This window comes from Rhizorhabdus antheiae, from assembly GCF_049889055.1.
Classification (GTDB): Bacteria; Pseudomonadota; Alphaproteobacteria; order Sphingomonadales; family Sphingomonadaceae; genus Rhizorhabdus.
This window is the reverse complement of the sequence record NZ_JBLTWO010000003.1, coordinates 167074-180713: the sequence shown is the minus strand read 5'-3', so window position 1 is coordinate 180713 and position 13640 is coordinate 167074. Positions and strand designations below refer to the sequence as shown.

The 13640-nt window shown below is 65.8% G+C and carries 16 protein-coding genes; 5 read left to right on the top strand and 11 right to left on the bottom strand.

The window, feature by feature from the left end:
- Positions 1 to 79: 79 nt before the first annotated feature.
- The 3 genes from ubiG to ACNI3R_RS08410 are packed head-to-tail and all read left to right on the top strand — an operon-like array spanning position 80 to position 2360.
- On the top strand, positions 80 to 814 hold the full coding sequence (gene ubiG, locus ACNI3R_RS08420) for a bifunctional 2-polyprenyl-6-hydroxyphenol methylase/3-demethylubiquinol 3-O-methyltransferase UbiG (RefSeq protein ID WP_426181926.1): 735 nt from the start codon (positions 80 to 82) through the stop codon (positions 812 to 814).
- Entirely contained in the window at positions 811 to 1560 is a 750-nt protein-coding gene (locus tag ACNI3R_RS08415) for a class I SAM-dependent methyltransferase (protein WP_426181923.1), read from the top strand. Before ubiG ends, ACNI3R_RS08415 begins: the two co-directional genes overlap by 4 nt.
- Positions 1557 to 2360, top strand: coding sequence for an NUDIX hydrolase (locus tag ACNI3R_RS08410; protein WP_426181920.1), 804 nt, complete (start codon positions 1557 to 1559; stop codon positions 2358 to 2360). Before ACNI3R_RS08415 ends, ACNI3R_RS08410 begins: the two co-directional genes overlap by 4 nt.
- Here ACNI3R_RS08410 and ACNI3R_RS08405 read toward each other — a convergent pair.
- The 3 genes from ACNI3R_RS08405 to ACNI3R_RS08395 all read right to left on the bottom strand — a co-directional run bounded on the left by ACNI3R_RS08405 (position 2276) and on the right by ACNI3R_RS08395 (position 4343).
- Positions 2276 to 3160 carry a class I mannose-6-phosphate isomerase gene (locus ACNI3R_RS08405; RefSeq protein ID WP_426181917.1) on the bottom strand — a complete coding sequence of 295 codons (885 nt, stop codon included), beginning with the start codon at positions 3158 to 3160 and terminating at the stop codon, positions 2276 to 2278. The two genes, ACNI3R_RS08410 and ACNI3R_RS08405, sit on opposite strands and share 85 nt — an antisense overlap.
- Positions 3161 to 3331: 171 nt before the next feature.
- Positions 3332 to 3880: a hypothetical protein gene (locus ACNI3R_RS08400; RefSeq protein WP_426181915.1), complete on the bottom strand. Its 549-nt coding sequence runs from the start codon at positions 3878 to 3880 to the stop codon at positions 3332 to 3334.
- Between the two features lie 214 nt (positions 3881 to 4094).
- Positions 4095 to 4343, bottom strand: a complete 249-nt coding sequence (locus ACNI3R_RS08395; protein ID WP_426181913.1) for a hypothetical protein — start codon at positions 4341 to 4343, stop codon at positions 4095 to 4097.
- A 168-nt stretch (positions 4344 to 4511) separates the two neighbouring features.
- On the opposite strand from ACNI3R_RS08395, the gene ACNI3R_RS08390 reads away from it, so the two are divergent.
- Together ACNI3R_RS08390 and ACNI3R_RS08385 are read left to right on the top strand one after the other, a co-directional pair.
- Positions 4512 to 6227, top strand: coding sequence for a sensor histidine kinase (locus ACNI3R_RS08390; RefSeq protein ID WP_426181911.1), 1716 nt, complete (start codon positions 4512 to 4514; stop codon positions 6225 to 6227).
- Positions 6217 to 6954: a LytR/AlgR family response regulator transcription factor gene (locus ACNI3R_RS08385; protein ID WP_426181908.1), complete on the top strand. Its 738-nt coding sequence runs from the start codon at positions 6217 to 6219 to the stop codon at positions 6952 to 6954. Before ACNI3R_RS08390 ends, ACNI3R_RS08385 begins: the two co-directional genes overlap by 11 nt.
- A 13-nt stretch (positions 6955 to 6967) precedes the next feature.
- On the opposite strand, the gene leuB is transcribed toward ACNI3R_RS08385, so the two are convergent.
- The 8 genes from leuB to ACNI3R_RS08345 form a co-directional block, all read right to left on the bottom strand.
- On the bottom strand, positions 6968 to 8011 hold the full coding sequence (gene leuB, locus ACNI3R_RS08380) for a 3-isopropylmalate dehydrogenase (RefSeq protein ID WP_426181905.1): 1044 nt from the start codon (positions 8009 to 8011) through the stop codon (positions 6968 to 6970).
- A gap of 79 nt (positions 8012 to 8090) precedes the next feature.
- Positions 8091 to 8822 (bottom strand): DNA repair protein RecO, encoded by a 732-nt coding sequence (gene recO, locus ACNI3R_RS08375; RefSeq protein WP_426181903.1) that lies wholly within the window; start codon positions 8820 to 8822, stop codon positions 8091 to 8093.
- A 21-nt stretch (positions 8823 to 8843) separates the two neighbouring features.
- Complete coding sequence (locus ACNI3R_RS08370) at positions 8844 to 9824, bottom strand: polysaccharide deacetylase family protein (RefSeq protein WP_426181901.1); 981 nt, start codon at positions 9822 to 9824, stop codon at positions 8844 to 8846.
- Entirely contained in the window at positions 9824 to 11746 is a 1923-nt protein-coding gene (gene uvrC / locus ACNI3R_RS08365; RefSeq protein WP_426181899.1) for an excinuclease ABC subunit UvrC, read from the bottom strand. Before uvrC ends, ACNI3R_RS08370 begins: the two co-directional genes overlap by 1 nt.
- A 68-nt stretch (positions 11747 to 11814) precedes the next feature.
- Complete coding sequence (locus ACNI3R_RS08360) at positions 11815 to 12078, bottom strand: hypothetical protein (protein ID WP_426181897.1); 264 nt, start codon at positions 12076 to 12078, stop codon at positions 11815 to 11817.
- A 136-nt stretch (positions 12079 to 12214) separates the two neighbouring features.
- Positions 12215 to 12832 (bottom strand): F0F1 ATP synthase subunit B family protein, encoded by a 618-nt coding sequence (locus tag ACNI3R_RS08355; protein WP_426181894.1) that lies wholly within the window; start codon positions 12830 to 12832, stop codon positions 12215 to 12217.
- Between the two features lie 13 nt (positions 12833 to 12845).
- Positions 12846 to 13337: a F0F1 ATP synthase subunit B family protein gene (locus ACNI3R_RS08350; RefSeq protein WP_426181892.1), complete on the bottom strand. Its 492-nt coding sequence runs from the start codon at positions 13335 to 13337 to the stop codon at positions 12846 to 12848.
- Between the two features lie 49 nt (positions 13338 to 13386).
- The gene (locus ACNI3R_RS08345; RefSeq protein ID WP_010127014.1) at positions 13387 to 13614 is read right to left on the bottom strand and encodes a F0F1 ATP synthase subunit C; all 228 of its coding nucleotides are present in this window, start codon (positions 13612 to 13614) and stop codon (positions 13387 to 13389) included.
- Between the last annotated feature and the right edge of the window lie 26 nt (positions 13615 to 13640).

Below are 13640 nucleotides of genomic sequence, written 5' to 3'. Positions count from 1 at the left end.
ACCCACATAATCCCCAGAGGCGAAAGCGCCGGAAATGCCCTCTGGACCGAGAGCGCGGCCCTGATAGAGAGGGGGCGTGATGAACGCAAGCGCACAACAGCACGGCTCCATCCTCCCGGAGGAGGCCGCGCATTTCGGAAGCATGGCGGCGGAATGGTGGGATCCCAAGGGGTCGTCGGCCATGCTCCACAAGCTCAACCCCCCTCGCCTGCGCCATGCGCGCGAGACGATCGACCGGCACTGGGGTCTCGACCCGCAAAGCCTGCGCCCGCTCGCCGGGCGCCGTGTCGCCGACATCGGCTGCGGGGCGGGACTGCTCGCCGAACCGCTCGCGCGTCTCGGCGCGGAGATGATCGCGGTCGACGCCGCCGCCGAGAACATCGCCGTCGCCAAGGTCCATGCCCAGCGCCAGCAGCTGACCATCGACTATCGCCACGGCGGGTTCGAGGCCCTGGCCGGCGAAAAGTTCGACCTCGTCACCTCGATGGAGGTGATCGAGCATGTGGCCGAGCCCGCCGCCTTCGTCGCGGGTCTGGCCGATCTGCTGGCGCCCGATGGCATATTGATCCTGTCGACGCCCAATCGGAGCCCGCTGTCCCGGCTGGCGCTGATCGGCATCGCCGAAGGCTTCGGCATGATCCCGAAGGGCACGCACGACTGGAGCCGGTTCCTTACCCCCGACGAGCTGACCGCCCTTGTCGAGGCCGCCGGACTGCGGGTGATCGACCGCAAGGGGCTGTCCTTCTCGATCGCGTCGGGCTTTCAGCTGAGCGACGATATGACGCTCGACTATTTCCTGACGGCGGTCCGGTGAGCGGCTTCAAGGACCATTTCTCGTCCCACGCCTCGGCCTATTCGACCTACCGTCCGGGCTACCCGGACGCCCTCGCAACCTGGCTCGCCGCCGAAGCACCGACAAGATCGCTCGCCGTCGACGTCGGTTGCGGGTCGGGGCAGCTATCGACCCTGCTGGCGGAGCGTTTCGCCCAAGTTGTCGCGCTAGACCCGAGCGCCGAACAGATCGCCAACGCCCAGCCCCATCCGAATGTCGACTATCGCGTCGCGCGGGCCGAGCAGACCGGCATCGCTCCCCGAAGCGCCGATCTGCTCACCGCAGCCCAGGCCGCGCACTGGTTCGATCTGCCGGCCTTCTTTGCGGAAGCGCAGCGCGTCCTCAAGCCGGCCGGCCTGATCGCGCTGGTGACCTATGCCGGGATGACGCCCGGAAGCGACGTCGCGGCGATCGTCGAAACTTTCCGGACCGAGACCCTCGCGCCCTATTGGCCGTCCGAGCGGGCGATGGTCGACAATGATTATCGCGACATCCACCTGCCCTTCGCGCCGGTCGAAGCGCCACCGATGCTGCTGGAGGTGCAATGGTCGCTCGAAGCGCTGATAGGCTATGTCGACACCTGGTCCGCCGTACGCGCGATGGAGCGAGCGATCGGCCGCGCGCCGTTCGAACAGATGGTCGCGCGCCTGCGTGAGGCCTGGGGGCCGGCCGAAGCGACGAAGCTGCTGCAATGGCCGCTCACGGTGATTGCCGGTCGCGCGACATGAGCGATGACCTGCCCGAAGCCAGTTTTGCCGCGACGCTGATCCTGCTGCGCGAGCAGGCCGACGGCCCGCCCGAGATCCCGATGATCGCCCGCAGCGCGCAGATGCGCTTCGCCGCAAGCCGCATGGTCTTCCCCGGCGGGCGGCTCGATCACGGCGATTTCTCGCTGGCGGCGCGGCACGATCTGCTTGTCGACGGCGACACGTTCGATAGGATCGAGATCGCCCATCGCGTCGCCGCGATCCGCGAGACGATCGAGGAGATCGGGCTCGCGCCCTGCGTGGAGGGACTGGGCTCGCCCGACCAGATCGCCACATTGAGACATGCGCTGCACGATGGCACCGCCTTTGCGCAACTTCTGGAAGAGCACGGCCTGCGTCTGCTGCTGGGCGATCTGCACCCCTTTTCCCGCTGGCGTCCCGACCACGCGATGCCGCACCGGTTCGACACCCGCTTCTACATCGCCCGCGCGCCGGATATGGGCGAAGCGGTCGCCGACGGTGGCGAAAGCGTGCATTGCCGCTGGGGAACGGCGGCCGATCATCTCGCGCAGGGCGGGCTGATCTTTCCGACGCAGCGCAATCTCGAGCGGATCGCCATGGCTTCAAACTGGGCAGATGCGACGGATATTGCCGCGCGCTATCCTATGGAGGTGGTGACACCCTGGGTCGAGGAGCGGGACGGCGTGCCATGGCTGCACATCCCGGAACATCTCGGCTATCCGGTCACCGCGCAATTGCTGTCCGAAGTCGACCGCGCGATGGACCCGAGGAGGGTCCCGAGAACATCCGCGCCGGGATAGGCGGCATAGACCGTCGCATCCTGGGACAAGGCTATGACGCTACTGCCTTCGATCAAGATCGCGTCGCCAAGCCCGGTCGCCTGACCATCTATGTTCAGCGCACCAGCGACCGGCAAGAGCCACAGCGGCAGTTCGCCCGGATCGACGCGCTGCTCGCCACCCGCAGTCCAGCGCTCGAGCACGAACTTGCCACCCTCGGCCAATATATCGCGCCCTGCGTCGATCGACCGAGCCGGCGCCTGTCCTGCGAAGGGAACGAAGTCGGCCACGGCCATCGCATCGTCGAGGTGCAACTCGCGATCCGATCCATAGTCGTAGAAGCGATAGGTGAGATCGAGATTTTGCTGAACCTCGACCACGCGCAGGCCCTTGCCGATCGCGTGGACGGTCCCGGCGGGCGAATAGATAAACTGGCCGGCCCGCACCGGCTGCCAGTGCAACATATGCTCGATCGAGCCGTCGAGCGCCGCCGCTCGGACCGTCTCGGCGTCATAATTCTCGCGGAAGCCGAGGGCGATGGTCGAGTCCGGCTCGGCGGACAATATGATCCACGCCTCGTCCTTGCCCCGCGCAAAGCCACGCGCGCGCGCCGCCGCGTCGTCGGGATGGACCTGAACGGAAAGACGCTCGCTGGTAAAGAGATATTTGATCAGCAGATCGTGCGAGCAGCCGCGCGGATCGTCATACCAGATTTCGCCGATGGCGGGGGCGTCGGGGGCTGGATCGTCGAACAGCGGCGCGAGATCGCGGCGGCCCCAGGGTTTTTCGACCGCATGATGGGTCAGGAAAATCGCCGCCATGATACACCTATCGCCACACCCCATCTTCGCGGGCTCACGCCCGAAAACATGGATAGCCTACAGAAATCATCCTACCAAGCGGCGGATGGTCCCAAAGGTTCCGCAGCGAGCCGATCTATCCGCAACTCCGGCAGATCGGCAAGTGCAGGCAGCGAAGATCGGTCTGGCCGATCAGTTCGGAAGGCGAGCTTCGACCTTGTCGACCCACTCGGGGTAGAAAACGGGTTCGCGGTTCGACCAGCCTGCTGCCGTTGCGGCCGCTTCGCTGATCGACTGGAGCAGAACACGCCGCTTTTCCGGGTGGAGATGTGGCAGGGCTGCCGCCGAGCAGAAGGCCGCCGGCAGCCAGGGCCGCACATCGGCGCCGATCAGTCGCTCGTAGAGGAAGCGATAGGCGCCGAAGGTGGCGAGACGATCCTGTCCGAGGTCGAAAGCCGATACGGTGATCAGCGGGGCCATGAACGGCTCGACCGCGTCGAGCCCGCTGTCGTCGGGGACCAGTTCGCGGATATAATCGAGCCGCGAATAGATGCGCGACTGCGCCATGATGCTCGCGGACTCGATCACGTCGCGCGACCAACGCGCAAGCGCGTCCTCGCGACCGAGGCCGATATCGAGCGATCGACGAATATAGCGTTGGGTAGATGCCGGAAAACTGGCGAACTCTTTCATTTCCGCCAAGGTCAGCGCGCCGTCTGCAGGTCTCATATGCGTGCCCATACAATAGCCCCTAAGCTGGAAGCCCTGTCTGGGTTATGCGCCCATCTTGGTTTATGGACGCTTAAGCCCGCGTAAGGCCTCTGTTCATCAACGGACCATGTTTCTTGTTGCAACGCAACAAGCAAACGCTCCAGACCCCCGTGCCGCTCATAATGCTGTGGATAACTGGCGTTCGGATGGCGCGCCGGTCTTTTGACCTGGCGCGCCGAAACCGTCAGCGCCTGCTTTCGCGGCGCTTTTCTTCGTCCTCGTCATGGCCTGACGGTGGGGCGGGATCCTTGCCCTTGCCCGGCTGGGTGTTCGATGGCGCATCGGATGTCGGGAAGCTTTCGTCGAGCGCGACGTCGAGCTTGGCATCCTCGTCCGCCGGATTCTCCTGAAGCTTCGCATCGTCCTGCGCATCATGCGCGGTGCGCACATAGGTCGTGCAGGTCTTTTTCTCGTCCTCGGTCTGACCACTCATGCTAAAGGCTCCTCTTCCAGCACGAGATTCCAACGCCCGCATCGCACCGCTGTTCCGCTTGGCCGAACCGTGCCAGAAAGCTGAACTTTCGATGAACGGCATGGGTGGATCGACGAACATCCGCATAGGGGACGGGCATATTTACAGCGATGAAGATATAGGGGTGGGATGACGTTCAACGCTGAAACGCCGCGCGGTGCCACGGTCAGCCCGCGGGTGGCCCTGATTTCGATCATCTGCTTCTGGATGGTCTATTGCGTGATCGCGACGATCCGCTCCTTCATGATCGATCTGGGACACCAGACCGACATGCTGGCCGCCCGCGCCTTCGTGTCGATCGGGTCGATGGTGGCGACCTATATCGTCTATCTCGCGATGCGCCCTCTCGCGCGGAAGTCGCTGGCGGTGAACGTGACCGCCGTAGCGCTCCTCTCGATCCCGGCGGCCGTCGCCTACAGCTCGATGAACTGGATGGCGTTCCGCGAGATCGATCGTCGGATCGAGGCGGACAAGGCAAGCACAGTATCGAAGAGCGTCGTCGACACCGACAGCGCAGCGCAAGCCAGGGCGCAGGCCAAGGCGGCCGTCGAGGCGGCCCGCGCTGCAATCAAGGAGGCCGCTGAGCAGGCTCGGGAGGCCGCGCAGGAGAAGGCCGAAGCGCAGCGCGAGGCGGCCGAGCATCAGGCCGAAATCCAACGCGAACTGGCCGAGGCACAAAATGAACTGGCCCGCGCCAATGCCGAGCGGCGCAGGCAGGCGGACGAAGGCAAGCGCGAGGCTGAGGCAGCTCTGCGTGAGGCGGCACGTGCCCAACAGGAAGCCTATAAGGAAGCGGTTCGCGACTATCGCGAACAGATGAAGGGCGCGCGCCTTGCGGTGGAGGAGGCGCGACGCAACGGCATCAAGATAGACCTCGATTCCATTCTTTCCGCGGCGCCCCCGCCACCGCCCGCTCCCCCGGCCATGCCCGCCGAAGCGGCCCCGGCAACCGCGCCTGACCTATCCGACACGCAACCATCGTTTCCGAAGATCGAGATACCAAAGCCGGTCGAGATCCCCATGCCGGTCGTCAGCGAGCCTTCGCCCGGCACGGTGATGATCCAGGTCGGCCGTCCTGCCGACATCTACAAGGAGCATGACAAGTCGGTCCTCGCCCAGATCGCCGACCAGGCGCTCAACGGCTATTTCTTCTTTGCCGCCTGGGGGGCGCTGTTCCTTGCGCTCTCCTATGCGGCGGCGGTTCGCGATGCGGAGCGGCAGGCGGCGTCCTATCGTGCCGCCGCGCGCGACGCGGAGCTTCGCGCCTTGCGCTATCAGGTGAACCCGCATTTCCTGTTCAACACGCTCAATTCGCTGTCGACGCTGATTCTGAAGGACAGCCGCGACGAAGCCGAGAAGATGATCCTCAACCTATCCACCTTCTTCCGGACGAGCCTCACCGCCGACCCGACCGAAGATGTCGTGCTGGCCGAGGAAATCCGCCTCCAGCGTCTCTATCTCGACATCGAGGCGATCCGCTTCCCGGACCGGCTGCTGGTCGAAATCCACGTGCCGCCCGCGCTGGAGGATGTGCGCGTCCCCTGTCTGATCCTGCAGCCGCTCGTCGAGAATGCGATCAAATATGGCGTTTCGCGCTCGCGGCGTCCCGTCACGCTGCGCATCACCGCACGCGAGGATTCGCATGGGCTCGTCCTCTCGGTCGAAGATGATGGTGATCCGCTGGCCGAAGGCGAAGCCCCGGCGGGCACGGGCGTGGGCCTGCGCAACGTCTCCGACCGCTTGCGTGCGCGTTTCGGAGAGGAGGCCAGCTGTCGCTTCGGCCCGCTGCCCAATGGCGGTTTTGGCGTCACGCTTTTCATGCCATTGATCAGGAATGACAGCTGAATCACCGATAAGAACCCTGGTCGTCGACGACGAGCCGCTGGCGATCGAGCGGCTACAGATATTGTGTGCGCGGGAGCCGATGATCGACCTCGTCGGCACCGCTTCGGACGGTGAGGCGGCGCTGCGTCTGCTCGATGCACTGGAGCCCGAACTGCTGCTGCTCGACATCGCCATGCCGGGCCTCGACGGGATCGGTGTGGCCCGCGCCATCGAACAGCGCGCGACACGCCCGGCGGTCGTGTTCTGCACCGCCTTCGATCAATATGCGGTCACCGCCTTCGACCTGTCGGCCACCGATTATCTGCTGAAGCCGGTCGCGCAGGACCGCCTCGCCCGCGCAGTCCAGCGCGTGGTCGAGCGGCGCAAGGCCCCATCCGAGCAGGTGACCTCTTCAGAGTACGCCCAGGAATTCTGGGTCCCCCACCGCTCGGAGATGATCCGTATCGCGGCGCAGGACATCGACCGGATCGAGGCCGAGCGCGACTATATGCGGCTGCACGTCGGACAGCGCAGCTTCCTGCTGCACCAGACGATCACCGAGCTGGAGCGCCGGCTCGATCCGACCCGGTTCGTCCGGCTTCATCGCAGCACGATCGTGCGACGCGATCGGATCGCCCGCCTGAGCCATGACGGCATGGGCGTCTGGCACGCAGTCCTGACCGATGAGGAGAAGATCCGGATCGGCCGGACCTATCTCCCCGCCGCTCGCGCCCTCATGGGGCGCTGAGCGGCAGCTCGCTTCAGAGGGCAGCGAGGACGGCGTCGCCCATTTCGCTCGTCGTCATCGAACCGCCGAGATCGGCCGTGCGGGCACCATTTTCCAGCGCCCTGGCTACGGCGGCTTCGATCCGGTCGGCTTCGGCGGCCATGCCGAGCGAATAGCGCAGCATCATCGCCGCCGACAGGATCGTCGCCAGCGGATTGGCCTTGCCCTGCCCGGCGATATCGGGCGCCGAACCGTGGATCGGCTCGTACAGCCCCTTCTGATCGGAATCGAGCGCGGCCGAAGCGAGCATGCCGATCGAACCCGCGCACATCGACGCCTGATCCGAGAGGATGTCGCCAAACAGATTGCCGGTGACGATGACGTCGAACTGGCCCGGATTGCGAACGAGCTGCATCGCGGCATTGTCGACATACATGTGGCTGAGCTCGACGTCCGGATATTCGGCCGAAAGCTCGATAACGACATCGCGCCAAAGCTGCGACGTCTCCAGCACATTGGCCTTGTCGACCGAGCAGAGGCGACGGCCCCGCGCGCGCGCCGTCTCGAAGCCCACGCGAGCGATCCGCGCCACTTCGTCCTCGTCATAGGACATGACGTCATAACCTTGACGGCGGCCCTCGGCCGTCTTGCGCATGCCCTTTTCGCCGAAATAGACGTCGCCGTTGAGCTCGCGGACAATGACCATGTCGATCGCGCCAGCGACTTCCGGCCGCAGCGCCGAGGCATCCGCCAGTTCCTTGAAGAGCTTCGCAGGGCGAAGATTGGCGAACATGCCCAGCGCCTTGCGAAGGCCTAAAATCGCCTGCTCCGGGCGCAGATGGCGCTCGAGCGCGTCGCAGTCCGGGTCGCCGACCGCGCCGAACAGAATTGCGTCGGCTCGCTTCGCGAGGTCGAGCGTCTCCGGGGGAAGCGGATGTCCCACGGCCTTGTAGGCCGCGCCACCCACCAGACCCTTTTCGAAGGTCAGGCGATCGCCAGCCACGACTTCGAGAACGCGCACCGCTTCGGCAACGACTTCCGGACCGATGCCGTCTCCGGGCAACAAGGCAATCAGCATGACTTTCCCCTTATCGATTTCGCCGCCGCCCGATGCCCTGCCCTCGCCGCGCGCGCAATCGCTTTGTCGCCTGCCGACGCTAGAGCAGTCGCCTTATCCGCTCGATCAGCCGTTCGCGCGCGTCTAGCGCATCGCTCCGACGGTCGACCAATATGTCCCGCCGCAGGAAGTGCCCGGTAAGCTTCAGCCCATCGAGGATCTCGCCCCAGTCGGCCCCTTCGCCTCCGCGCGCCAGAAAGGCCGGCAGCGGCAGCAGGCGGTCGGCATAGGGCAGCCCGGCATCGCGTGAGACCGCGGCTCCGCTCTTCGGACTGACATAGGCCAGCTCTTCGACCGGCCCGCCAGCGGCACAGCCCGACAGGTCGAGCGCATAGCCCAGTTCGGCCATGACCAGCATCTCATAACGAACCGCCGATGCCGCCCAGCCCCGCGCGGACGGCGCAAACTCGATCGCAGACAGGGTCGCATCGAGCGCCTCGTAAAGCCGATCATGCGGCTGGCCTTCGGCGAGGCCGACCGCCGTCAATGTCGTCAGCCAGTCAATCGCCGACGCCGCCAGCGGCTCGGACAGCAGCCCGGCTCGGCTATGGCTCAGCTCCACCGTCAACCCCGGCAGCTGCTCGGCCGTGCGCGCCCTGAATTCCGCCTCGACCATGTTGCCGGGCACCAGCACGGGCCGCAGCCGTCGCGATCGCCCGCCCCGCACATAGCCGGCCATCAGCCCGTGGCCGGGGGTCAGCGCCCGCACGATCGCGCCATGTTCGCCATGGGCACGCATCGCGCAGATGATGGCGGGGGTCCGCAGTTGCATAGGATCGGGAGCGCGGCCGCGTCAGCCGCGCTCTTCCACCTTGTTCGACCAGATCTGTTCGAACAGCCGCCCCACCCGGCGAAGTCCGGCGCTCGGCAGAAGCACGGAGGGCTGATCGAGCGGAAGCTGGTCGAGATCGGTGAAATAGGCGGTGGGAAAGCGCCGGCGCTCGCTCGCCAGCCACTCGCACAGCGCCTCGAAGCGCTTGACGTGAATGCGGTTGGGGGCCGTCCCCGCGCGGTTTGCCAGTTCGAAACTGTGGGTGACGATGGTCACGACCGGTGCCTCCGAGATACCGGCATGTTCGATCGCAGCCTTGATCTCGCCCAGCGAGACAGCGCAGATCTGGAGATGGCGCGAGCTCTGCCCCTCGGCGATCAGGGTAACCGGTATCTCGATCATCCCCAGACGCTCGATCGGCGCGATCTGGTCACGGGGCAATCCGATCGCGCTGGGCCAAGGGTGCTGATGCCCGTTATGGCTGCTGTCGAAGCGGAAGCCGAGCATCGACAGCGCGCGGAGCGTGTCGTCATTGGCCGAATAATTGCCCGCGCGAAAGGCGGTTGGTTCGGGTGCGCCGGCTTCGACCAGCATGTCGCGCGCGCGCTGGATCAGGTCGATCTGCGAACCGATGTCATAGCGGGCGAGTTGACGCTCGCTCCGGGTTCGCCCTTCGCGCGCGCCGACCCACAAGGGGTGGAGATGGAGTTGCACCTCCTGTCCGGCCTCGAGGATCGGCTCGAGCATCCGCCGCACCGGATCGAGGCCATAGACGCAGGCCGGCATCGGATCGACGAAGAAACAGGCCTTGAGCGCGTGCTGGGCGAGAACCCGCAGCTGATAGCGGACGCCTACCCCCGCAGCCTCATAAGAACGGTCGAAGGCTTCGCGCCAGTCACCCCAGTTGCCGCCAGGCCGCCAGGTCAGTTCGGTATCGATCGTCAGCAGGACGCGCGGCGGTTCGCCGGGACCGTTTTCGGATCGGGGTGTCACCGGTTCCATCAGCCGGCCGCGTGAAAATGGTCGTGGATCGCCTGTGCCATGGCCCGCGAGACGCCCGGCGCCCGTTCAAGATCGGCAAGCGATGCGGAGCGCACCGCTCGGGCCGTACCGAAATGCATCAGCAGCGCCTTCTTGCGCGCGGGGCCGATGCCCGGAATGTCGTCGAGCGGACTCTTCGTCAGGCTCGCCGCGCGCTTCGCCCGGTGGGCGCCGATCGCGAAGCGGTGCGCCTCGTCGCGCAGGCGCTGCAGATGGAAGAGCAGCGGCGAGTTCATCGGCAGCATCGACTCGCGGCCATCGGGCAGGTGGAAATGCTCGCGGCCGGCATTGCGATCCGGCCCCTTGGAGATGCCCACGACGGGCACGTCCTGCACGCCCATTTCCTCCAGCACCGAGCAGACCGCGCTGACCTGTCCCTTGCCGCCGTCGATCAGCAGCAGGTCGGGCCATTCGCCGCTGCGCCGCTCGGGATCCTCGCGCTCGAGCCGGGCGAAGCGCCGCTCGAGCACCTCGCGCATCATCGCAAAATCGTCGCCCGGATTGGTTTCGGACCGTTTGATGTTGAACTTGCGATAGCTGCCCTTGCGAAAGCCCTCCGGGCCGGCGACGATCATCCCCCCGATCGCATTAGTGCCCATGATGTGGCTGTTGTCATAGACCTCGATCCGGTCGGGCGGCCCTTCCAGTTCGAACAGCTCCGCCATCTCCTGCAGGATGCGGCCCTGGGTCGTCGATTCAGCGAGGCGGCGATCCAGCGCCTCGCGCGCGTTGCGGCGCGCCTGCTCCATCAGCTTGCGCTGTTCACCCCGCTGCGGGACCTTGATCTGCACCTTGCGGCCGGCCCGCTCGGACAGGGCCTCGCACAGCAGCTCGGCTTCCGCCGGCGCATCGCCCACGAGGACCAGACGGGGCGGCGGAACCTCCTCGTAGAACTGCATCAGGAAGCTCGCCAGCACTTCAGGCTCGGGCACGTCCTGGACATGCGCCGGGAAGAAGGCGCGATGTCCCCAATTCTGGCCGCCGCGGATGAAGAAGGCCTGAATGCAGACCGTCCCCGCCTTCGTATCGAGCGCGAACACATCGGCATCCGCCACGCCCTCGGCGTTGATCGCCTGGCTGCCCTGGATGAAGGTCAGCGCGCGGAGGCGGTCCCGGTAGATGGCGGCAAGCTCGAAATCCATCGCTTCGGCGGCCGCGCTCATCGCCTCGCCGAGCTTCTTCTGCACCTGGGTCGACTTACCCGTCAGGAACGACTTGGCGTCGCCGACCAGTTCGGCATAGGCGTCCTCGTCGATCCGGCCGACGCAGGGCGCTGAACAGCGCTTGATCTGGTAGAGCAGGCAGGGCCGGTCGCGGTTGGCGAAGAAGCTGTCGGTGCAGGAGCGCAGGAGAAACAGCTTCTGCAGCGCGTTGAGCGTGCGCGTCACCGATCCGGCGCTGGCGAAGGGACCGAAATATTGCCCCTTGGCGCGCCGCGCGCCGCGATGCTTCTGGATACGTGGAAAGTCGTGATCCTCGCGCAGCAGGATGAACGGAAAGCTTTTGTCGTCGCGCAGCAGCACATTGTAGGGCGGTCGGTAGCGCTTGATCAGCTGCGCCTCCAGCAGCAGCGCCTCCGCCTCGCTGTTGGTGGTGACGATCGTCATCGAACGGGTCTGCGCCACCATCCGGCTCAGCCGCTTCGGCAGGCGGGCGATCTGCGTATAATTGGCGACGCGGTTTCTGAGCGCGCGCGCCTTGCCGACATAGAGGACATCGCCGCGTGCGTCCTGCATGCGGTAGACCCCAGGCCGCACCGGCAGCGTCTTGAGAACGTTGCGAATGGCAGCGACGCCTGCATCGATGTCGGGGGTATCCGAACCCCGCACCGTGAAGACGCTCTTCTCCTCGTTGAAGCGGTCGCTGGATGGAATGTCGGTCACGGCCCTGATTTAGGATGCCGACGCGCGCGCCGCAATCTCGGTCCGCCGCGAACCTTGCCCGAAGGGAATCAAGCCACCGCGATCATCATCAGCATGTCCGGATGCGACACGCCGGCCGACACGAGGAGGAGGATCGCAATGCCTGCCCGCACTAGGGGCGACGGCGCCGCCGCTGCGAACACCCCGTTCTTGCGGTTCCACAACAGCGGGAGGGCAACAATCCCGGACAACAGCATGGCGCAAATGATGTCGGACGGCAGCAAGGCGCTGTTCCACGCCCGCAGCCCCCCCATCAGCATCAGCCATGCCCATATCCAGCCGATCGCACCCATGATCGGTGCAATAGTCCGGGAGCGTGAGGATTTGGTAAATGATGCGGTGCCAACGGGCCGGGCGGCCGCCGGCTGTCGCCCATGAAAAAAGCCCGCCGGACATCCGACGGGCCTTTTTATCCGACGCAGCGACGGATCAGAAGCTGGCCGTACCGAGCGAGTCGATAGCGCCGTCGATCAACACCTTGTCGGTCTTCGCGTCGTTGCGCTGGGCGATGAGAACCGCAGCCGCACCGGCCGCGGCATTTGCCGCCTTGGCACGCACTTCCGCGATAGCACCGCGCTCGGCGGCCGCGATCTTGTCCTCGGCCATCTTGCCGCGACGCTCGATCAGCGCGCCGGCATCCACCTTCGCCTGCTCGACGATGGCCTGGGCCTCGCTGCGGGCATGGGCCAGCATCTCCTCGGCTTCGCGGGCAGCGGCCTGGGCCTTCGCCTCATATTCGGCCTTCAGCTTCTCGGCATCGGCGCGCAGCGCGGCGGCCTCGTCGAGATTGGCGCGGATCGACGCGATCTTCTTGTCGAGCGAAGAGCCGATGATCGCGGGCACCTTCTTCCACAAGAGAAGAAGGATGACGATCACCATCGCCAGCGACACCCACGCCGTGGCAGTCATGCCCAGCGCAGCCGGATCGACATGATGCTCGAGCGTGCCGGCGGCGGCGTGACCGGCGCTGACATTCTCAGGCATGCCTTCGAGCGAAGCCGCCTCGGAGAGATTTTCCGCCACGAGTGCGGAGCCGTTTACAGACATTCGACGTCTCCGTTCAGGCAGCGAGTGCGGACTTCACCGCACTCTCGGCTTCGGCCTTGTCGACCGAGATGCCCGACACCTTGGCGACGATCTCCTGCGCGGCTTCGGCAGCCACGCTCTCGATTTCCGCCAGCGCCCTGGCTTGCGCGGCCTTCAGCGCCGCATCGGCCTCGGCAGCCTTGGCCGCGAGCACGGCATCGGCGGCCTTGACCCGCTGTTCCGCATCGGCGGCGGCACCGGCCTTGGCATCCTGAACCGCCTTCTGGGCGGCCGCACGGGCCTCGTCGATCCGGGCGCGATAGGCCGCCTCGGTCTCGTCGGCCTTGGCACGAGCGGCCTCGGCGGCGGTGAGATCGGAAGCGATCTTCTGGTCGCGTGCCTCGACGGTGGCTTCGATCTTCGGCAGCATCCCCTGCCCGATCACGAAATAGATCAGGCCGAAGATGATCAGCAGCCAGAAGATCTGCGAAGCGTAGGTCGCGGCGATCTGGGCGATCTGAGGCATCGGTAATTCCCGTTAGGGGCCGGTGCGAACCGGCCCCGCAACCTGAATGTTAGGCGACGAAGAGCAGGATCATCGCGACGACGAACGCCAGCAGGCCGAGAAGCTCGGCGGCGGCGAAGCCGATGAAGAGGCGGCCCTGCTGGCCATCGGCAGCCGCCGGATTGCGGAGAGCCGACTCGAGGAACGAACCGAACACGTTGCCCACGCCGAGGGCGGCGAGACCAACGCCGATTGCGGCGAGACCGGCACCGATCAGCTTTGCGGCTTCTGCGTCCATGATAAACTCCTTGCTTAGAATTAGGT